Origin of the sequence: Sedimentitalea xiamensis, assembly GCF_030164465.1 — a bacterium.
Taxonomy (GTDB): Bacteria; Pseudomonadota; Alphaproteobacteria; order Rhodobacterales; family Rhodobacteraceae; genus Sedimentitalea; species Sedimentitalea xiamensis.
Genome location: NZ_JASNJE010000032.1, coordinates 1 through 19,942, shown reverse-complemented (window position 1 = coordinate 19,942; position 19,942 = coordinate 1). Strand labels below are relative to the sequence as shown.

At 64.4% G+C, this 19,942-nt stretch carries 16 protein-coding genes; 3 read left to right on the top strand and 13 right to left on the bottom strand.

Translation table 11 applies throughout. The features are described 5' to 3' along the window. Positions 1-5: 5 nt before the first annotated feature. From QO034_RS19170 to QO034_RS19110, 13 genes are all read right to left on the bottom strand, one after another. Positions 6-3,086 (bottom strand): virulence factor SrfB, encoded by a 3,081-nt coding sequence (locus QO034_RS19170; RefSeq protein ID WP_284487148.1) that lies wholly within the window; start codon positions 3,084-3,086, stop codon positions 6-8. Positions 3,087-3,091: 5 nt separating this feature from the next. Further along, positions 3,092-4,378 carry a hypothetical protein gene (locus tag QO034_RS19165; protein WP_284487147.1) on the bottom strand — a complete coding sequence of 429 codons (1,287 nt, stop codon included), beginning with the start codon at positions 4,376-4,378 and terminating at the stop codon, positions 3,092-3,094. 9 nt (positions 4,379-4,387) lie between these two features. After that, on the bottom strand, positions 4,388-6,100 hold the full coding sequence (locus QO034_RS19160) for a trypsin-like peptidase domain-containing protein (protein ID WP_284487146.1): 1,713 nt from the start codon (positions 6,098-6,100) through the stop codon (positions 4,388-4,390). Between the two features lie 5 nt (positions 6,101-6,105). Next, positions 6,106-6,792 carry a hypothetical protein gene (locus tag QO034_RS19155; protein ID WP_284487145.1) on the bottom strand — a complete coding sequence of 229 codons (687 nt, stop codon included), beginning with the start codon at positions 6,790-6,792 and terminating at the stop codon, positions 6,106-6,108. A gap of 472 nt (positions 6,793-7,264) precedes the next feature. Then, a complete protein-coding gene (locus tag QO034_RS19150) occupies positions 7,265-8,341 on the bottom strand; it encodes a GGDEF domain-containing protein (RefSeq protein ID WP_284487144.1) in 1,077 nt (358 codons plus the stop codon). Beyond that, positions 8,338-8,925, bottom strand: coding sequence for a heme NO-binding domain-containing protein (locus QO034_RS19145; RefSeq protein ID WP_284487143.1), 588 nt, complete (start codon positions 8,923-8,925; stop codon positions 8,338-8,340). The genes QO034_RS19150 and QO034_RS19145 overlap by 4 nt, the downstream gene beginning before the upstream one ends. A gap of 98 nt (positions 8,926-9,023) precedes the next feature. Next, complete coding sequence (locus QO034_RS19140; protein ID WP_284487142.1) at positions 9,024-10,799, bottom strand: DUF4153 domain-containing protein; 1,776 nt, start codon at positions 10,797-10,799, stop codon at positions 9,024-9,026. A gap of 194 nt (positions 10,800-10,993) precedes the next feature. Beyond that, positions 10,994-11,446 carry an MmcB family DNA repair protein gene (locus QO034_RS19135; protein ID WP_284487141.1) on the bottom strand — a complete coding sequence of 151 codons (453 nt, stop codon included), beginning with the start codon at positions 11,444-11,446 and terminating at the stop codon, positions 10,994-10,996. A gap of 319 nt (positions 11,447-11,765) precedes the next feature. Then, a complete protein-coding gene (locus QO034_RS19130; protein WP_284487140.1) occupies positions 11,766-12,095 on the bottom strand; it encodes a hypothetical protein in 330 nt (109 codons plus the stop codon). Between the two features lie 100 nt (positions 12,096-12,195). Further along, entirely contained in the window at positions 12,196-12,678 is a 483-nt protein-coding gene (gene nusB / locus QO034_RS19125) for a transcription antitermination factor NusB (RefSeq protein WP_284487139.1), read from the bottom strand. Further along, positions 12,675-13,226, bottom strand: a complete 552-nt coding sequence (locus tag QO034_RS19120) for a 6,7-dimethyl-8-ribityllumazine synthase (RefSeq protein WP_284487138.1) — start codon at positions 13,224-13,226, stop codon at positions 12,675-12,677. Before QO034_RS19120 ends, nusB begins: the two co-directional genes overlap by 4 nt. A 4-nt stretch (positions 13,227-13,230) precedes the next feature. Continuing rightward, positions 13,231-14,352, bottom strand: coding sequence for a 3,4-dihydroxy-2-butanone-4-phosphate synthase (ribB, locus tag QO034_RS19115; protein ID WP_284487137.1), 1,122 nt, complete (start codon positions 14,350-14,352; stop codon positions 13,231-13,233). A 202-nt stretch (positions 14,353-14,554) separates the two neighbouring features. Further along, positions 14,555-15,142: a riboflavin synthase gene (locus tag QO034_RS19110; protein ID WP_284487136.1), complete on the bottom strand. Its 588-nt coding sequence runs from the start codon at positions 15,140-15,142 to the stop codon at positions 14,555-14,557. A 158-nt stretch (positions 15,143-15,300) separates the two neighbouring features. Between QO034_RS19110 and QO034_RS19105 the strand changes: the two genes are divergently transcribed. The 3 genes from QO034_RS19105 (at position 15,301) to QO034_RS19095 (ending at position 19,824) form a co-directional block, all read left to right on the top strand. After that, on the top strand, positions 15,301-16,596 hold the full coding sequence (locus tag QO034_RS19105) for a capsule biosynthesis protein (protein WP_284487135.1): 1,296 nt from the start codon (positions 15,301-15,303) through the stop codon (positions 16,594-16,596). Between the two features lie 91 nt (positions 16,597-16,687). After that, on the top strand, positions 16,688-17,818 hold the full coding sequence (locus QO034_RS19100) for a polysaccharide biosynthesis/export family protein (protein ID WP_456115097.1): 1,131 nt from the start codon (positions 16,688-16,690) through the stop codon (positions 17,816-17,818). Between the two features lie 2 nt (positions 17,819-17,820). Continuing rightward, positions 17,821-19,824 (top strand): capsular polysaccharide biosynthesis protein, encoded by a 2,004-nt coding sequence (locus tag QO034_RS19095; RefSeq protein ID WP_284487134.1) that lies wholly within the window; start codon positions 17,821-17,823, stop codon positions 19,822-19,824. The last annotated feature ends 118 nt before the right edge of the window (positions 19,825-19,942 follow it).

The following is a 19,942-nucleotide window of genomic DNA, read 5'->3' as shown; positions in this document are numbered from 1 at the left end:
CTCCTTCACAGCCGGAACAGTCCGGTATCGATCCAGTATTCATCCTGAAAGCCCAGCGTATGCAGACGCAGGTCGACCTCGCCCGGTTTCATCGCCGTGCCTTCCCGGTCTTCGAGTTCGGTCACGGCGAAGGCTTCGCGCATGGCTTCGCGGCGCAGCGCGGTTTCGCTGGTTTCCCGGTCCGGGTCGCCGTCGAACTCGGTCCGCTCGAAAGTGACTTTCAGCGGCGCACGCGACTGCGCGGACTGGGACGCGAAATCCAGCCGGTAGAGCGGCGTCGTCGTCCAGCGCTCCAGCCGAAGCTGGCGCGAGCCTAGGTAGACCGGCGCATACATCGTGATCTCCGCGATCAGGTCGTTTTCGGTCTTGCGCGCGTCCAGATCGACATCCGCGAACAGCAGGCGGGCCTGCATGATCTGGCCGGATGTGTCCATCTCGCCGATATAACGGGCGGTGGACTGCATCCGGAAGGCGCTCGTCTGCACCTTGAAGTTGGGGATCCGGCTTTCGGACAGGGCGATCAGCATCCCGCCGACGGCGACGGTGGACTTCGGGTCGCCGATGCGCTGCGTGACCGGATCGCGGAACGGATACCAGCGTCCGGTCTTGTAGCTGTGCATGGAAATCAGCCGATGCGGCGGCACCACGAGCATTTCCTCGAGAATGGCGCGCACCGCGGGCAGCCGCGACGGGCGGCCGGTCAGCAGCACCACATCCACCCCGAGATGCGCAACCACCTCCGCAAGGTTGCTCAGCGCCTTCTGGAACACTTCGCGCGCGATCGCGTCCACATCCTCGCGGCTGAAGGTCAGGTCCACGTCGCGGAACCTGAAATCCGCGGCACCCAGGTCGCGGGCCGCGTCCTCGATATAGGCGACCAGAGCATCGGGAACCGGCGTCCCGGCCCCCGGTTCTTCCGTCAGGGGCAGCACATCGCTTACCGGCAGGGTGAGCGGCTGGAACTCGCCGGCGGTTTCGCAGGCTTTCAGGATCGCGACAGACAGCGGCATCAGGACTCGCAGCGCGAATTGCCTCCGTTTCTGCACGCTTTGCTGATCCAGGCCGCCAATGTCGCCGGCAAAGAGTTCGCGCAGCTTTTCACCGACGAACCGCCCGCCCGCCGCTTCGATCGCCGATTGCAGGCCGGGCAGGATCACCGCCGCGATGATCCGTTGCAGCATGTCGTCGCCCGCCACCCGGAACCCTTCGCGGAAGGTCTGCCGCGGATGCAGCATCCGCCCCGCTTCGCCCCAATAGGTCGTCACCATCAGGTCGGTGGTGCCGCCGCCGATGTCGATACAGGCGAGCCGCAGGGACGGAGTCCGCGGTTGGCCCGGCTCCATCGCCCTCGGCTTTCCCTTGAGCGTCAGGAACCGGTCGATCCGTCCATCGAATTTCTGCGTCAGTTCGGAATAGAGATAGACGAGTTGTGTCGCGCTCGCCTCGTCCCATTCGACGACCAGTTCCGGCATCCGCGAAATGCTGCTTTCCCCGTCCTTCAACCCCATCATCGCCCAGACCAGCGCCAGGGCACCCTTGGCCTTGGACCGGATGATCGCCTGTTCCTGCGCCGTGGTCGCCGTCGGCAGGGTCAGGATGATCCGGTCCAGCCGGCGCGGCAGTTCCGATTGCGGACGGCGCGCCCGCGAGGCTGGCGCGTTCACCTGGATCAGGGCGTGGGCGATGGTTTCCGCCAGCATGAACCCGAAGAGCGACGCCCGCGAGAACCGGGGCCGGATCGCGGGCGACCTGGATGTCTTTCCGCGCGGGCGCAGCCGGGCCTTTTCGTCCGCCTCGATCTGTTCGATCACATCCCCGGCTTCGTTCAGGTGGCGCATGGCCGCGCGCAGCGACTTGGGAAGCGTATTCGGATCGGTATGATGGTGGAAACGCCAGTCCTGCGGCACCGGCTTGTCGTCCCAGAGATACCGTTTCGGGCTCGACAGGCCGGACGCGGTTTCCGTTCCTTCTTCGGAGGCCACGAGCCGCAACGCCTCGGGTCCGATGCGCACGAAGCTGGGCCACAGGAACGCGTTGCGGCGTCCGGACCGGCTGGCGTAGCGTTCATCGCCCATCCGGTGTTCCGAAAATTCGACCCGGCTTTCGAACAGGCCGGAATAGTGCAGTTCCGGCCGAGACAGATCGCGCACTTCCAGCGGGAACGACCTGGCCAGGTCCAGCCGGGCCTCGCCTGGAAACCGTTCGATCAGTATGCCGCAGGTGCGGGAATTCCCCACGTCCAGAACCAGTTCGACCTCGACCGGCGCGACGCTGTCACGGGAACTGACCGTATTGGCGAACCGCAGTTTCGGCACTTTCACGGCGTGATCGATCAATCGCAGATAGGCCAGGTAGCGCGCCCAATGTTCGAAACGATGCGGCAGGTCGTCCTTCGAAATCCGCCGCCCCGGACGTTCCGCGCGCTTGTAGGCCATGAACGTGTCCTCAAGCCAGTCGGACACCCATTTCTGCAGGTCCAGCATTTCGCCATGGCTGTCCGGTTCCAGCCGGCGCAGGAACCAATCCATGCGGGCAGGATCGGAAACGAACCTGAAATCACGGGATTTCTCCGCGTCGGAGCGGTCCGGGGAAACATATTGGAACCCTTGGTCCGCATCGATCAGCGCGGTGTCGATCGCGAGTTGCACACGATGCGTGTGCCCCGTCGCCGGATCCGGTTCCTCAAGCTCGACCGTGCGTATCCGTGCCCAGCTGGACGGGCCCGGATCGAACCGCTCCTCGCCCCCGGCGCCGCGGTCGGTCTTGATGCGCAGAACCGGCACCGGCATCCACTTTGACAGGAACGGTTCCAGCGCCGCGACCGGCCGCACCGAATATTCGTCGTCGTCGGGATGGGCGGCGTCTTCGATCGCTGCGTCCAGTTCGGCATTCCCGGTCAGAGGGACCAGCGCCCATTCGTCCGCATTTTCGGTGCCGCCGATCACCCGCTCGACAAACCGGGCGTTCTTCAGGTCCAGCGCGTCCAATCGAAACCCGAAATCGAGAATCTGCGTGCCGGAATACGGGACCAGCGTCACGTCATCCCGCCAGTCGACCAATTGCGCCAGATGTTGCGAGTTCTGCATGATGCCTACCTTGAAATGCTTATGTTCAACGTCCACTCGGGGGACTTGTCGTCGACCTTACCAGAATATGTCAGGTCGCGCCCATCCTGTCTGAGGACGTGCAGCGTCACCGGCTTTTCGCCGGTGGTTCGGTTGCTCTTGAGATTGACCCGGACGGTGTAGACGCCCGGCACCGGATCGTCGAACACGATGTTTTCAACCGGATCCGATATCGCCCGGGCACGGACCACGTTGGCGTCCAGATCGAAGCCGCCGCCGCAATCGCTGCGGTTCAGGTAGGAAATGACCTGCCCTGTCGGACAGGTCACGGACAGGTCGATGTCGTCCGTCGTGCCCCAGGACAGGGCAAAATTCAGCGCGCCGCGCCGGGATCCGCGTTCGACGATCTGGCGGCTCACGTCTTCGGGGCTTCGCTCGGTCTTGTCGTCCGGGGCAGGTTCCGGCGTCGGCGGCGGTTCCGGAAGGATCGGCAGGCCGCCGCCCTGCTGCGGCGTTTCCGCCGCGGGCGATATGGGAATGACCGGCTGGCAGTTGCGGTCCAGCAGCGCGATTTCCCGTTTCAGAGCCGCGATTTCATCCTCTATCACCTTGATCTCGCCGGGAACGGCCGAAATCTGCGGATCCGGACCCGGACAGGTTCCGAAACGACCGGGGTTGACGTCGCAAGGCGCAATCAAGAGGTACAGGATGGCGGCCAGCAACGCCGCCAGAAGCAGCCAGCCCGGCAGGAGCAGCCAGGTCCAGTTCACGGCGGTCCTCTCTGCCGCCGGCCCCGCCGCCACATCCGGCGAGACACGGCTTTCGGGTCGTGGCACCATCGCCGTCAGGACTCCGCGAACGGAATCCCGCCGATCGCGCAGCCACGCCCAATGCACCAGCACCGGCCGCAACACGCCGCCATCGTCCGGAATCGCGAAGATCATCGTCTCGTCGGGAATTTCGACGGCATTGCTCAGGGCTTCGGACAGGCGCTGGTCCTGGGGGTCAGCGCTGTCGGCGAGCCTGTCCGATTCCATCCGGATCGCCGCGACCATGGCGCCGATCCTGTCGCGCAGCACCGATTGCTGTTCCGGCGCCACATCCGGAAACCGGATGGCTTGTCCGGCAAACGGCGCATACCAGTCGATCTTGTCCCCGTGCTCCGTCGCGACGGGTTCCGCGAACAGGCGGGCATGATCCTCGCCAAGCCGGCTGCGAAGCGTTCCCGTGATCAGTTCGAACGACCTTTGCGCCGCCGTTCCCAGCGGTTGCAATCCTTCGGTGGAGGTCGCGACGAGGAAGGCTTCGAACATCCCGCGCCCCTAATCCGGCGCCGCCGGAACGGCCTCTGCCCGCGTCACCACCGGCGCGCAGGCTTCGGTTTCGACCGTCGGCGCGGCGGGCGTCCCTTCGAGAAAGGCCATCATGTCGGCCGCCGACAAGGCAAAGCCACGGTTCTGCAACCGACCCTTGCGCACGAAACTGTTCACGCCGATCAGACGCCCGCACATGTCCACCAGCGGACCGCCGGAATTGCCGCCGGACAATGCGGCGGAATGCATGATGGCGCGGGTGTTCGGACCCATCTGCTGCTCCGTGTTGACGATGCCGTCAGTGACCGTGAGGCCTGGCACCGCACTCCCGTCGCCCGATAGCAGCGCCTTGTAGTTGACGTCGGTTGCCAGCACATCGCCGGGGTATCCCGCCGCCACCACGTTGGTGAGCCTGAGCGATTGGGCCGGGACATGAACCGGAAAGGCCGGACCCTCCGCCGCATCGACCTGCAGCAACGCGAAATCCGCGCCGGTTTCCAGCAACGGCCCGGTCGCCTTCAATACACGCGCCACCTGCGGAGCGGTCAAACTGCCCCCCGCGACCAGAATTCGCCCGCCTTCGACCATTGCCGGTTCGATCACGTGCTGGTTGGTCAGAAAAAGTCCAGGCCCGATGGCAAGCCCGGATCCGGTCGTTACCTTGCCGGCACCGGGATTCGCAAGCACAAGAACCGTGCGGGCTTCGATCATGTCCAGCAGGCTTTCCCCGGCCCCTTCAGATCCTCCCGGAACCAGCACGCGGGCCGGATTGCTGGGCAGAACCGCGTCCGGCGCCGCGTTGGCCACGCTCGGTAGGGCGGTCCCCACCGGCGGGGGCGTCAGGCCTTCGGGCGTCAGGCCGCCGGGCAGGACCAGAATGCCGTCGGGACGGCAGACCGCACCCTGCAGCGCCGTTTGCAAGCCCGCCTGACGGGCGCGCAGGCTGTCGTTCAGTTCGCGGGCGGCGGCGAGGGTTGCAGCGTCGGAAATCGCCGGAGGCGTATCCGCGCGCGGTAACAGACGCGATCCCGGCGTCAGCAACCAGGCGAGAACCGCAGCCGCCAGCAACAGCAGGACCAGAAGCGGCACCCAGGCAAGCGGCGAAACCGCGGCGCGGCGATCCTGCGCGGTCGCGATCGGCGGCTCAGGCGCCGCCCGTTGGGCCGGTGCCGGCGCGTCTGGCCCGGCCGCGAGCGGCGCCGCCGCCGCTGGAGCCTGCTTTCCCGTCTGCGCCAGCGACAGGTAGCGCCCAAGCGTGGTTTCGAAATGCGCCGGACGGCTGGCGACGCTCGCCCCGCCGCCACCGGGCAGCAAGCCCCAGTTCACGATGACCGGACGGTCGCCCACCAGAAGCACGTCGTTCTGCCCATAGACGCTAAGCGCGCCGAAGGCGAGAGCCGCGCTGTCCGCCTGCTCTGTCAGCGCCCGAAGCGGGCGCAGATGATCGGCCAGATAGGTCTCCGCCCGCTCCCGTTCCGCCCTGGACGCGGCGGACAACGGGCGCGGCTCTCCCGGCAGAGCCGTATACCAGGACACCGTGGGCGGGGCCGCGTCGTTTCCGCGACTGATCAACGGCTCTGCGAACAGGGCCGCGACCTCCGGTCCGGCCCTTTCGGTCAAGAGGTCCTGAAGGATCTCATGGCTCTCCAGCACTGCGCCTCTGCCCGAGTCCACGAAATCTTCGGGCGCCACACGTATCTTGCCAAGAAAGTTGTCTGCCATCGCCGCTATCTCCTGGCCCGGCGCAACGTGGCTGCGCCCCGGCCATTGGTTTCCGGTTGGTGAGTGTCACAGTTCGCGTTTCCGCGCGCATCCAGCTTGCAGGTCACATCCCGGCGAAAGATCGAAGAACCGTTGTCGCATTGCAGGTTTCCGGGTTCCCGCATCGTCAGTGTGCCGTTGCCGCGCATCCGCCCCTTGAGCGTACCATCGCAGCGCACGCCGTCGGTAGAGCGCATCTGTTCGGTTCCGTTTCCGTTGGCGTCAAAGCAGATGCGCCAGTATCGGAACCGGGTGATGCGGCCGGTGTTGATGTCGCGCACCGAATAGTTCGACGACAGTTCCCAGCAGCCTTCCATCACGGAAATATCCGCGTTGTCAAAGGCATCCGGAGCAAGCCCGCTCGGCGTGACCGGTTTTGCCGGCGGCGGAGGCGGCGGTTCCGGCGGAACGGCCTCGCATTGCAGAGCGCCTATCCGGGATTCCAGCATGCCGACCCGAATGGCGAGATCGTCATTCGCCTGATCCATCAGCGCAAGGTCGGACCGCAACCGGATCGCTGCGGCAGGCTCGCAGAAACTGATAGCCCGCCCGGCAAATGGCAGGCGTATGCCGCAGGACTGCAAGACCAGAAATGCCGATGCACCGATCAGGAGAACCAGCGCCACGGCCATCAGGATCACGAATCCGCGCATGGCACCTTTACAATCACGTTGCCCGTCTCCCGTGTCGCCACACTCGGGGTATTCGAGCCCGGCCCGGACCTTTCGCCGCGAGATATCGAGCAATGCCCCGTTTTCAACAGCTTGACCCTAAGTCCGGCCGGATTGGCCTGCAAGGGAAGACTTCGCGGCAGCGGCGACAGGCGGCCGGTGGCGCCGCGCGAATGCCGCATCGCCGGTCCGTCGGCAACCGGGCGGCCGGGCTGAAGCCGCATCTTGATTTCCATGATGGCGCCGGCGGCACCACCCCCGTTTGCGCCTGGTCGAATGGGCAAGCCGCCCGACACCGGTTCAACCGCTCCGCCCCCTGCCCGGCGCAGACCGGCAGCACGGTTGGCCCGACGGACGCCGCCGGTAAATGGGAGACGGCGTCCTTGACAGGGCTCGGTTCAGACAGGCCGTTCCGATCTGCGGAATGGAACAGCGCGGCACCCAGGTCCTCGGGTCAAGCCGCGTTCCCACGGGACAAGGGCGGCACGGGTTTCGTCGCATCGTCTGACGCGTCCCCGGATGCGGTGGCCTGTCCGTCCTCGATGAAATCGGCCATGTCCGGGCTGTAGAACCTGTGGCAGGCCCGTCCCGCCCGCTTGGACGCATAGAGCGCGACATCGGCCTTTTGCAGAAGATCCGCCGGGTCGTGAACCGTGGCGGTTTCCTTCAGAACGATGCCGATGCTGCCGGAGATCCGGCAGACCTGGCCTTCGAAAGGAACCGGCTCTTCCAGGCGTCGGATGAGCCGGCGCGCAATGCGGGCGAGTTTCTTCCGGTCGGTCAGGCGCATGAAGATCAGAACGAATTCATCACCGCCGACACGGGCCACCATGTCGTCGTCTCTGGTTTCCTCGACCATGATCCGGGCTGCTTGCTGCAATACGTGATCGCCCGCCGCGTGCCCGAGCGTATCGTTGACGGCCTTGAAGAAATCCAGGTCCAGATGCATCATCGCGAAGGGTTCGGCGCTGGCGGACACGCGGGCCAGCACGTGATCCATGGCCCGCCGGTTCTTGAGGCCGGTCAGCGTGTCGGTGAACGCCTGTTCCTCGGCGGCGATCTTGGCCCCCTGCAGACGCAGATTGAGCTTGCGGGATGCTTCCATCGCCGCGGATTTCGCCTCCACCAGATACAAGAGTTCGATGGTGAGATCGGTTGCCGAGAAATCCGCGCTGGTCAGCGCATAGTCCCTGACCGCGTCCAGAACCGATATCCCGAAGGACAGGTTGACGATGGCGCCCCCATTGTCCGGCAAGGGAACGACCACGCCTTTCAGCGACGTGCGCGGTCTGTCCCGAAACTGGAGATGCAGTTTGGCGCCCGAGGTCGCCAGCAGCCCGGCCATGTTCGCGACCGCGCGAGGACGGCTGAGTTCGAACAATTGGAGAAACCGCCGGCCTTCCATGGGCGTGCCGGCACGAAGCTTTTGCAATGTCGGACCCACCCTGACGATATGCCCGGTGGAATCCAGCAGGACGAACATCGGGCACAGAGCCTGAAGCGCGTCGGCCAATTGGTTCCGATCGATCATCCAGCGCGTGCTCCGAGGTCAAAGCTGCGTCCCGCCGCGAACGCCTTTTCGATCAGGGTGATGCCGATCACGTCGCGGCCTCCCGCTTGGTCCGTCTTGTTCAACATCACGAGCGCGCCGTAGTCATCGGCCATGGCGCGCAGCAACCCGACCATCACGCTGCCGAAACCGGGAAGACCCGGATGGCAGGTCAGGCTGAACTGGCCTGCGGTGTGTTCGCGCAACTCCAATGTCGGCAGATCAAGATCGGACACGGCCAGGCGCGCGCGGTCCGGCAGGTCGTCGAGAGAATAGAGAAACTCCACATATGTCACCCCCCCGAACCGCAGTAATCGCCGCAGAGATTCGACTTTCGGATTGGAAACCAGAAAGGTCCCGATGTCTTCGAGAACTTCGTCCAGCGGACGCCCCAATTCCGTGCTCATCGCATCCAGAACCCGGATCGAATCCGCTTCGTCATAGACCAACATCGCCTCGAAATCGGAAAATCCGAGGCCCGCGGATTCGGTTACGCGAATCCACCTGTCCGTTCCGTAGGTCGTGCTGAAAAACGACTGGATCGCCTTGTTGATCAGACCGTGCATTTCAGTCCCCCTGGTTGATGGGGCGATGATTGCGTCCAGGTCTTAAGAAACGCCCTACATATCAAATGCGAGACAGTTTTGCGCCGCTCAAGGCCGCGTCACGGCAGCGGCGCAAGGGTCGCGCCGTTCAGGAAGAGCGCGTTCGCTCCGCTTGGCCGGATGTCGAATGCGCCATCCAGAAGGTCGGCGATGTCGGACGCCGTCAGGTCAGGCCACGTATCGGAGCCGGGATCGAACAATCCCCGCACTATCACTTCACCGTCTCGCCAAAGCACATAATTGGCGCGGACAGAACCGTTCGGATCCAGGAACACGACAATCGCCTGATCGGTCACGGGAACTGCCGGCACGAACGCCCCTTTCACCAGAACGCATCCGGCACGGCCATCCGGCAGCGTCTCCGTGCAGCCTTTCAGCCAGGAGTCCAGCAGATACATCGGAACCGACTGCAGTCTTTCGACCGAAATGCCGGCATCCTCGGGTCTCACCGGCATCATCGAAAACAATTCGCCCGCCCGTTCCGGTGCCATCTGCCGCAACAGCGACTGTTCGAAACCGTAACGGTTGATTTCGCCGCGCACTGCCACGATCCGGGCCACGATCGCGTCATGGTCGGGTCGTTGCGTCATGGCTTCGAGCCGCTGCAATCCATCCTGTCCGGCGCGCCCCCAGCCATGTTCCATCTGCCAGAGCGCCAATTGATCCAGAGTGCTGCGCCCGGTTTCGAACCGTGAAATCTGGCTGTTCACCGACAGGCGGTCGACGTTCAGAATCGGGGTCATCCATGCCACGCAAACAGCCATGACCGCGATGGCCATGACCACGTTGACGCCCCTGATGCGCGCCATCCATCCACGCCCCTTCACGACAGAGGCGGCGTAGCCCAGCCCATAGATCAGAAGGAACAGCGCGACCGTCACGGCCAGAATCCTGTCCGGCGTCCAGCCGTATTGCTGCACTCGCAGAACGACCGCCCAGACCGCCAGAACGCCCAACGCCGGCGACAGGAGCGCCAGCCCGCGTGTCGCAGCCCGGATGCCGGCGGTGCGCACCGCGGATTCGTCGCCGCGGTCCAGGGCGGTGCTGATCAGGGTGATCGCGGCGACGGCCGCGCCCAAAAGAATGCTGGCGGCGGACAGTTCTCCGAACAGATGTGTCAACCCGCGGACGGGAACCGCGACGAGAAAAACCAGAACCACCACCAGCATGACCGGCACCAGAAGGCGCAGCAATCGCAGCATCGGATAGGGCGAGATCGTATCCCGGAGTTCGTAGATCACGGCCAGACCCAGCCCGAGCACCGCTCCGCTGATCCCGAACCTGGCCCAGTCCGTTCGCAGCAGGATGTCAACCACGGTGACATCCACAAGGCCCAGCAGGGCGTTGCTGAGAAACGCAACCAGCCAGAATACGGCCACGAACCCCCAGGCCAGAATATATCGCACCGTCATCGTCCAGGCTGCATCGAACAGGCGCGCATAGGCCAACCCGGCCGTGCGATCGCTCAGCCAGACCAGCAGGAACGGCGTGAAGAACAGCACCAGGACCGCCGCCACCGACAGCATCACCGGATCGTCCAGAAGATCCGTCGCCACCAGTTCGCGCAAACCCGCGACACTGACCAGAGCCGCCAGGCCAATCGCCGGAAACAGGGCGCCCATCAGGGCGCGCGGGATGCTGACCGGCCCGGCAAGCGCCAGCGAAATAGACCCAAAGGTGGCCGCGAAGCTGAAAAGGGCCAGGTAAATGGCGGGGGACAGCGTCTCACCGTCCGATTGTCCACCCAGCGCCCAGAGCGCGAGGCCGACCATGCCGCCCAGGACGACCATTACGGCGCGATGCGCCGCGACCTCAAGATCGGTGCCCTGTGCCATCCGGATCTCCCCTCGGTTCGGACTGCGATCACCCTATAGAGCGTCATTCCGACAGGCCAGAGCCGAAGCGGAACGACCGATCCCGTCGGTCCGTTTCAATCGATCCGGTTTCACGCGGTTCAAGCGCGCCAGACCGTTGCGGTGTCCGGCTGCGCCAATGGTCCGCTTTTCGCCGCATCGGCGAAGTCGCCTTGTCAGATCGAAAACAGCGCCAGGCTTCCCGGATCGCGCAGGGCGAGCAGCCGCCGCGCCGCATGGGTTGCAAATTTCTGCACCATGACCTTTCGGCGGGCTGCGGGCAGACGGATCTCGGCCGGCATCCGGATGATTTCGGCGTCATAGGCATCCGCGATCATGAGCCCCGAGTCCGGCGGAAGCATGTCTGTCGGGAAATCCTGGTCAACCGCCCAGAAGTAACGGTCGCACCATTCCAGGTAGCCCTGCCACTTGCCGTCGGACTGAAAGTCCGCCCGGCTCGATTTGCATTCGACGATCCAGATTTCCCCTTTCGGCCCGAGGCCCATCACGTCGACGCGCAACCCCCGTGCCGGAACCAGTTCCTCGACCGGCGCGAACCCGTGCCCCGCCAGGCATCGGCACACGCCCCGCGCGAGGATCTGTCCCGGTCTGACATCTGGATCGATCATGTCCGCAAGCATGAACAATCCGTGAACATCATGCAATGCCCGATTTCGGGCCGGCAGCGGGTCGCGACAGCGATGAATTTGACCCGCTATCGCCAGCCTGCCCCTTGCCCGGCGTCGCGCAGAGGCTTATCTGGCAAGGGTGGCGGGTTCTGCCCTGCTTGTGAACGGTTGCATTCCGGTGGCCTTAAGCAAATCCGAGGGAGCTGGCTCTGTATGGATCCTGGTCCGTTTACCTGGCGCCCACCTGTAAATACAGGTCCTCGGGAATCAGAACCACACGGTTGATTGGTGGTCCCGTCACATCCCATCCAGTTGAAGATCAGCCCCGGCGCACCCCAAACCGCCGTTTCCGTTCGTCCGGGCGCACAGGCACCGGGAGGAATTCCTGCACCGCGGGCGTGCCGCCCTTGCCGTCATCCCCGTCAGTCTTTTCGGCCATCGACATGATGACCCAGGCGAACTGGACGCCGGCAAAAACGATGCCGTTCATGAACCACAAGAGGAACACCGCAAGCAGACCCGCGTCGGAATGCGTCACCAGATACCACAGGTTCATCACGTTGAACCAAAGAAGCACCGCGACGAATGCGGCAGCGATGACAAATCCCGCGACGACATTGCGGATATAGAGTTTGACCAGTTCGGGCATGACGATCCTCCGATATGCTCAAATTAGCATGTGAGGCCGCGCGGTCCAACTTTGAAGTGCGTGGCAGAAAGCCGATCGCACAAAAAAGCGCCCCGTTGCCTCAGAATGCCTCCGGTTTGATCTCGCGCGCCATGTGATCGAGAACCGCATTCACGAATTTCGGTTCCTTCCCGTCCGGGAAAAAGGCCCGCGCGATATCGACGTATTCCACGATCACGACCTTCGGCGGCGTCGGGCTGTTGACAAGTTCCGCGCCCGCGGCCCGGAACAATCCGCGCAAGGTCGGATCGATGCGGGCGATCGGCCACTTGGCGACGAGCGCGCGGTCGGTCGTCTGGTCGATCCGGGCCTGATGGTTCACCGCATCCTCGACCACCTGGCGGAACAGGGCGACATCGCCGTCGATCATCTCTTCGCCTTCGTAGGTTTCGCCGAACCGATGGGTCAGGAATTCGGTCACGACCTGGTTGCTGGTCTGGCCGCTGTGTTCCATCTGAAACAGGGCCTGAACCGCGTAAAGCCGCGCAGCCGATTTCATCTTGCGCTTCTGGTTTCCCGAAAGGGCTGCGTTTTCCGTGCTCATGCGGTCGAAGGTCCGTCATTTTTCCGGGCGAGAAGGATCGACTCCGAAGGCGGCTTGAAGCCGACTCCCTTGGTCTGGGCGCCCCATTTACGGGCCAGCGCGACCAGATGCAAGGCCGCCGCGGCCGCGCCTCCGCCCTTGTTCTGCCGGGCCGGGTCCGCGCGGACCAGGGCCTGGTCCAGGTTTTCGACAGTCAGGATGCCGTTGCCGATGCAAAGTCCCTGCAGCCCCATGAGTTGAAGGGCCCGGCTGCTGTCGTTGCAGACCGTTTCGTAATGCGTGGTCTCACCCCGGATCACGCATCCCAGCGCCACATAGCCGTCGAAATTCGACTGTCGGTCGGCGATGCTGATGGCGGTCGGAACTTCCAGCGCGCCGGGAACTTCCACCAGGTCCCAGGAGCCGCCAACGGCTTCGATTTCCGCCTTCGCCCCGGCAACGAGATCGTCGGCGATGTCCTTGTAGTAGGGCGCGACGACGATCAGCAGCTTCACCGGCTTGTCGAAATCCGGGCGCGGCAGGATGTAATGGGTTTCGTTTCCGGCCATGTGGTCAGTCCTTTGACAAGATCGGGCGTGTGCCGGCGATGGTCAGGCCGTAGGCATCCAGACCCAGATAGCGCGTCTGCGGCGAATCCGTCAGCAGGATCAGTTCGCGCAAACCGAGCTTCGACAGCATCTGCGCGCCAAGACCCGTATGCTTGATCGTGCGCGGTCCTTCATCTTCGGAGGCATAAAGCGCGTGCCGCACCTCGCGGAAGAGGCACACGACGCCTCGGCCTTCTTCGGCGATGATCTCCATCGCGCGCGGCAGTTCCCATGTCGGTTTCGGCCCGAGGCCGAGGACGTCGGACGCTTCATGCAGGGCGTGGGTGCGGGTCAGGACCGGTTCGGGAGTCGAGATGTCGCCCTTGATCAGCACCACATGTTCGATTTCATGCGTCTGGTCCTTGAACAGGCGCATCTCCCATCTGCCGCCGAATTCCGATGTGACCGTCTTGCGTTCGGTCTCCGTGACCAGATTGTCGTTCAGGCTGCGATAGGCGATGAGGTCGGAAATCGTTCCGATCTTCAGGCCGTGTTCCTTGGCGAAAGTCACCAGTTCCGGCAGGCGCGCCATCGTGCCGTCCGGATTCATGATCTCGCAGATCACCCCTGCGGGTTTCAGGCCGGCCAGCCGGGCGATGTCCACAGCGGCCTCGGTATGCCCGGCCCGCACCAGGACGCCGCCGGCCCGCGCGCGCAGCGGGAATATGTGGCCCGGTGTCGCCAGTTGCGCCATGGTGTTCTGCTCGTTGATCGCCACCGCGACGGTGCGCGCACGGTCCGGCGCCGAAATTCCCGTCGATACGCCTTCCCGCGCTTCGATCGAGACGGTGAACGGCGTTTCGTGGCGGGACGAATTGTTGACCGCCATCATGGGCAGACCCAGACTGTCGATCCTTTCGGATGTCATCGGAAGGCAGATCAGCCCGCGCCCGTGCGTCGCCATGAAATTGATCGCCGCGGCATCGGCGAATTCCGCCGCGATCACGAGGTCGCCTTCGTTCTCGCGGTCTTCGTGATCGACCAGAATGAACATGCGTCCGCGCCTTGCCTCGGCGATGATCTCCTCGACCGGGGAAATCGCGGCGCGCAAGTCGGTTTCGACCGGTCCGGGGGATGCAAAGCTCATGTTGGCGGTCTTTCAAAGATTGGCAGGCACTTCGCGCCAGATACCGCAGGACCGATCCGAATGCCAGACCCCAGCATCCTCGTCCGCCCGATACGCCGCGTCGGGCGCGCGGCCAAAAGTCAACTCTGCAAGCCGGTAACGCCTGCGCGCCCGGTCGGCGCGCCGGACGGGCACCTGCAGAGCCGCCCCGGACCGCGCGGGGTCAGCCGGCTTCGGCAAGACGCGCGACATATCGCGCCAGCGTATCGATTTCCAGATTGATCCGATCGCCGACCGCGACCTCGCCCCAAGTCGTGACGTCCTTGGTATGGGGAATCACGTTGATGCCAAAGGTTTGCCCATCGACTTCGTTCACTGTCAGCGACGTGCCGTTCAACGCCACCGATCCTTTGGGCGCGATGAACCGCGCCAGTCCGGCCGGCGCTTTCAGAGTCATCCGGGTGCTGTCGCCATCGTTCCTGACCCCGACGACCTCGGCCACGCCATCGACATGTCCTGACACGATATGCCCTCCCAGTTCGTCGCCAACCCGCAACGCCCGTTCGAGGTTGACACGCTTGCCGGACTCCCAGCCGGATAGGTTGGTCCTGGACACGGTTTCGGCGCTTATCTCGACCTCGTACCAGTCCTCCCCGAGGGCGACGACGGTAAGGCAGACGCCGTCGCTGGCGATGGACGCTCCGATATCGATGCCGGTCGTGTCATAGGCCGTCGCGATCCGCGCCCTCAGGTCGCCACGCCGTTCAAGTTTTTGCACGACGCCGATATCGGTGACAATTCCGGTGAACATGGTGCGCCTTTCCCGTTCCGCGTTGTGATCCATGACGTAACCAGCACGACCCGCGACTGCAAGACCTCGCGGCTTGCGAAACCGGAACGCGTTGATCATAGTCCGTGAATAGGATTTCCCCGAACCGGCAAATGCCGCTTTCTCAACCAGGGACGTGAATGCAGACACCGGCCAATGCGGACGACCACGTATTCCTTTTCCTGCAAGGACCGCACGGGCCATTCTTCCAGTTGCTTGGGCGCATGCTGAACACTGCCGGGGCGACGGTCTGGCGGGTGGGCTTCAACTCCGGCGACAGCGCTTTCTGGCGGGACCGGAAGAGCTATCTTCCCTATCGCGGCAGCGCCACGGACTGGCCCGATGCCATAGACACCATTCTTGAAACGCGCGGCATCACGGACCTTGTCGTCTATGGCGACAGCCGGGCCCGTCACAGGGCGGCAATCGCCGCCGCCAACCGACGCGGGCTGCGGGTGCATGTCTTTGAGGAAGGATATCTTCGTCCCTACTGGATCACATACGAAAGAAACGGTTCCAACGGCAATTCGCGGCTGATGACCCTCTCCATCGACCAGATGCGGGCCGCGCTGGCCACGACCGATGCTGAGATCACGTTGCCTCCGGGGCATTGGGGCGACATGCGCGAGCACATGTTCTACGGGGCGTTGTACCATTGGTTCGTGATGTTCCGGAACCGGCGCTACCCGCATTTTGAGCCGCACCGGGGCATCACCGCCCATCAGGAATTCCGGCTGCAACTGCACCGGTTCCTGCGCATGCCCATGCATGCCCTGGCCCGGCATCGGGCAACCCTGCGCATACGGCGCGGCGGCTTCCCTTATCATCTGGCACTCCTGCAACTGGAGCATGACAGCAGCTTTCAGGACCATTCGCCGTTCTCGACCATGACCGATTTCCTGGCTCTGGTGGTGTCCGGTTTCGCCCGCGGCGCCCCCCAGCACCACCACCTCGTCCTGAAGGCGCATCCGCTGGAGGACGGACGCGTGCCATTGCGCCGGCACATTCGCCGCCTCGCCCGCGACCACGGCATCCCGGATCGGGTGCATTTCGTGCGGGGCGGCAAGCTCGCCCGGTTGCTGGACGATGCGACTTCGGTTGTCACCGTGAATTCGACGGCCGGACAGCAGGCGCTTTGGCGCGGATTGCCGCTCAAGACCTTCGGGCGTTCGGTCTATGACAAACCGGAACTCGTGTCCGATCAGCCCCTGACCGCACTCTTCGCGTCTCCCAGGCGACCGGACGCCGCGGCCTACAGGAAATACCGGCGTTTCCTGCTTGCGACGAGCCAGGTGCCGGGCGGATATTATTCCGTTCGCGGAAGACGGCAGCTTCTGCGCCGTATCGTCGACATCATGCTGGCAGCACAGGACCCTTACGATGCCCTGACCGAAAAAACAGCGGCAGCAGGGCAACAGGTAAGACTCGTCCCATAGTTGAACGATGCCCTGCGATGGAATTTTCCTTGGCAGCCTTCTAACCTTGGCCGAATAGTGTAAAAAATTGTCGGGTCGAGGAGACCGAGCAGTGAAACCCGGTTCAAAACGGTGGGTGCGGCCCGCCGGTCTTTTTGTTTGCCTTGGCCTGCTGACCGCCTGCGCCCTGCCGCAGGTCGGGCCGAACAAACGCCAGATTCATGCGGGCTCGATCCAGCAAAGCGGGGACGCCTTCGTCGTGGCGGTGGACGACCGGGTGACGCGGGCAACCGCGGTCGTTCCCGCGCTCGGGTTTGCCGACTCCTTTGCGACGGCCCCGCAGCTGACCTCCGACACGATCCGTCCGGGCGATGTTCTCGGCCTGACGGTCTGGGAAAACGTGGACGACGGGCTGCTGGCTGCGGAAACCGCGAACTCGACAATCCTGGAAGAGGTTCAGGTCGACAGTGCCGGGTTCATCTTCGTGCCATATGCAGGACGTCTGCGGGCCGCCGGCAGCACCCCCAACGAATTGCGCGAGATGATCACCGAAAAGCTTCAGGACCAGACGCCCGACCCGCAGGTTCAGGTGCGGCGCGTCGCCGGGGACGGTTCCACGGTGTCTCTGGTCGGCGCGATCGGCGCACAGGGAGTTTACCCCATCGAACGGCCGACCCGGACACTGTCGGCCATGCTGGCGAATGCCGGGGGCGTGACGATCGAACCGGAAATCGCCCAGATCACCGTGATCCGGGGCGACCAGCGCGGCAAGGTCTGGTTTCAGGATATCTTTGACAATCCGAAGCTGGACATCGCGCTGCGTGGCGGCGACCGCATCCTGGTGGAAGAGGATTCGCGATCCTTCACCGCACTGGGCGCGACCAGCCAGCAGGCCCGCGTGCGGTTCGAAAGCCAGGATCTGTCCGCGCTGGAAGCCATCGCCCAGGTCGGAGGACTGGTTGCGACCTCGTCCGACCCGACCGGCGTCTTTATCTTCCGCAACGAACCCGCAGAAATCGCTGGGCAGGTGCTGGGACGAACGGACCTGCAAGGCGCGCAGCGCATGGTCTACATGCTCAACCTGAAGGACCCTAACGGCCTGTTCCTGGCGCGTGACTTCGTCATCCGGGACGACGACACCATCTATGTGACCGAAGCGCCCTATTCCCAGTGGACCAAGACCATATCGCTTGTGGCGGGCGGCCTGACTCCCTTTGCAAACGTCGCCACGCTGACGCAATAGGCATGGCCGCACGGACCAACGACGCCGCAGGCGGTCCCGATCGCACCCGGTTGTTCGTCTGCAACGGCGGTTTCCTGCGCGACCGGCGCCTGCGCCGCATCCTCGACCTTTCCGGATACGACCTGCGCATCGGCTTGCCCGGACCCGGCGATCTGGTTGGTGTCTGGGGCAACAGTCCGACGGCCTGGCGCGGCGAAACCCTGGCCCGGAAACGGGCCGTCGGACTGATGCGGGCGGAGGATGCGTTTCTGCGGTCGATTCGTCCGGGTCGGTCGGGCGAAGCGCCGGTCGGACTGCTTCTTGACCGGTCCGGGGCGCATTATGACGCCGCCCGCCCGTCGGATCTGGAACGGATCCTGACGACAGCGCCGCTGGACGATACGGCGCTCCTGAACCGGGCGCGGGACGCCATGGCGCGGCTGCGCGACTCCCACCTGAGCAAATACAACGATTTCGACCCCGAAGCGGACGGCCCCGAACCGGGGTACGTTCTGGTCGTGGACCAGACCCGCGACGATGCCTCGGTGCGCGCAAGCGGCGGCAACGACGCGCTGTTTCGGGAAATGCTCGTCTTTGCGCAGGAAGAACATCCGGGCGCGCGGGTTCTGATCAAGACGCACCCCGAAACCGAGGCCGGTTTCCGGCAAGGATACTATTCGGACCGGGACGCAACCGGCCGGGTGCGTCTGCTGCGGGACGCCATCAGCCCCTGGACGCTGCTCGATGGGGCTGTCGGGGTCTACACGGTGTCATCGCACCTGGGGTTCGAGGCGATACTGGCCGGCCACCGGCCACGGGTGTTTGGCCAGCCGTTCTATGCTGGCTGGCGGTTGAGCCACGACCAGACCCCGGTGCCACGGCGGGAACGCCGCCTGACCCGCGCCCAGCTCTTCGCCGCCGCAATGTTTCTCTATCCCAGATGGTATGACCCGTTTCGCGACCATCTGTGCGAGTTGGAAACCGTTCTCGACAATCTCGAAGCCTGGACCCGCGCCTTCCGGCAGGACCGCAACGGCTGGGTGGCCCGCGACATTAGCCTGTGGAAACGTCGCAGGATTCAGCAGATGTTCGGACGGCAAGAAAAAGTCTTGTTTTCGCAGGAAACAACCCGCCAATCCAAACGGCGAACGATTACCTGGGCGGGCCGGCCGGACTCTGCCGGGGCATCCGCGCGGATCGAAGACGGGTTCCTGCGCTCGCGTGGTCTGGGGGCGGAACTGACCCCGCCCTGTTCGCTCGTTCTGGACGATCTCGGCATCCATTTCGACCCGTCGCGCCCCAGCCGGCTTGAGCGCCTGATCGCGGAACGGAAAACCCTACGGAACGACCAGCGGGATCGCGCCGAACGCCTTGTCGCCGACCTGATCGCCGCCCGTTTGAGCAAATACAACCAGGGCGGCGCCTGCCCCGATATTCCGGAGGGCCATCGCATCCTCGTGACCGGACAGGTCGAGGACGATGCCTCTGTCCTGTCCGGCGCCGGCAGGCTGTGCACGAACCTGGCCCTGCTGCGGGCAGCGCGCACCGCGCATCCGGACGCGGTGATCGTCTACAAGCCGCACCCGGACGTGGAAGCCGGGCTGAGACCGGGCGCGATAGACGCGGACCTTGCGGACGTGGTTGCGATACAGGCCGACCCGGTCGCGCTTCTGAACGCCATCGACGAGGTCTGGACCCTGACCTCTCTGCTCGGGTTCGAAGCCCTGCTGCGGGGCCTGCCTGTCACGACGCTGGGCACACCGTTCTACGCGGGCTGGGGGTTGACCAACGACCTCGGCAAGGTGCCCGAGCGGCGCAGCGGTGTCCGCCCGGAACGCGCCGGACTGGTTCACGCCGCACTCATCGACTACCCGCGGTATTTCGACCCGACGACCGGCCAGATCTGCCCTGTCGAGGTGATCGTCCGGCGGTTGGCCGACGGTCGGCTTCCGCAAGGGGGGCCGGTCAACCGCGTCTTGTCAAAACTTCAGGGACTGTTCGCCGGACAGGCGCATCTCTGGCGTTAGGCGGCGTCTTCATTAAAGGGATTCCCTTGCTGGCAAGTTTCTGATTCAAGATCGAAAACGGAGGCGGTCTTGAGCAGACGAACCCTGACAGACGCGCAATGGGCGCGCATCGAACCCC

Bases quoted from the DNA above. Each gene is read 5' to 3' on its own strand.
- QO034_RS19170 (WP_284487148.1), bottom strand. From the start codon at position 3,086: ATGCAGAACTCGCAACATCTGGCGCAATTGGTCGACTGGCGGGATGAC.
- QO034_RS19165 (WP_284487147.1), bottom strand. From the start codon at position 4,378: ATGTTCGAAGCCTTCCTCGTCGCGACCTCCACCGAAGGATTGCAACCG.
- QO034_RS19160 (WP_284487146.1), bottom strand. From the start codon at position 6,100: ATGGCAGACAACTTTCTTGGCAAGATACGTGTGGCGCCCGAAGATTTC.
- QO034_RS19155 (WP_284487145.1), bottom strand. From the start codon at position 6,792: ATGCGCGGATTCGTGATCCTGATGGCCGTGGCGCTGGTTCTCCTGATC.
- QO034_RS19150 (WP_284487144.1), bottom strand. From the start codon at position 8,341: ATGATCGATCGGAACCAATTGGCCGACGCGCTTCAGGCTCTGTGCCCG.
- QO034_RS19145 (WP_284487143.1), bottom strand. From the start codon at position 8,925: ATGCACGGTCTGATCAACAAGGCGATCCAGTCGTTTTTCAGCACGACC.
- QO034_RS19140 (WP_284487142.1), bottom strand. From the start codon at position 10,799: ATGGCACAGGGCACCGATCTTGAGGTCGCGGCGCATCGCGCCGTAATG.
- QO034_RS19135 (WP_284487141.1), bottom strand. From the start codon at position 11,446: ATGATCGATCCAGATGTCAGACCGGGACAGATCCTCGCGCGGGGCGTG.
- QO034_RS19130 (WP_284487140.1), bottom strand. From the start codon at position 12,095: ATGCCCGAACTGGTCAAACTCTATATCCGCAATGTCGTCGCGGGATTT.
- nusB (WP_284487139.1), bottom strand. From the start codon at position 12,678: ATGAGCACGGAAAACGCAGCCCTTTCGGGAAACCAGAAGCGCAAGATG.
- QO034_RS19120 (WP_284487138.1), bottom strand. From the start codon at position 13,226: ATGGCCGGAAACGAAACCCATTACATCCTGCCGCGCCCGGATTTCGAC.
- ribB (WP_284487137.1), bottom strand. From the start codon at position 14,352: ATGAGCTTTGCATCCCCCGGACCGGTCGAAACCGACTTGCGCGCCGCG.
- QO034_RS19110 (WP_284487136.1), bottom strand. From the start codon at position 15,142: ATGTTCACCGGAATTGTCACCGATATCGGCGTCGTGCAAAAACTTGAA.
- QO034_RS19105 (WP_284487135.1), top strand. From the start codon at position 15,301: ATGCAGACACCGGCCAATGCGGACGACCACGTATTCCTTTTCCTGCAA.
- QO034_RS19095 (WP_284487134.1), top strand. From the start codon at position 17,821: ATGGCCGCACGGACCAACGACGCCGCAGGCGGTCCCGATCGCACCCGG.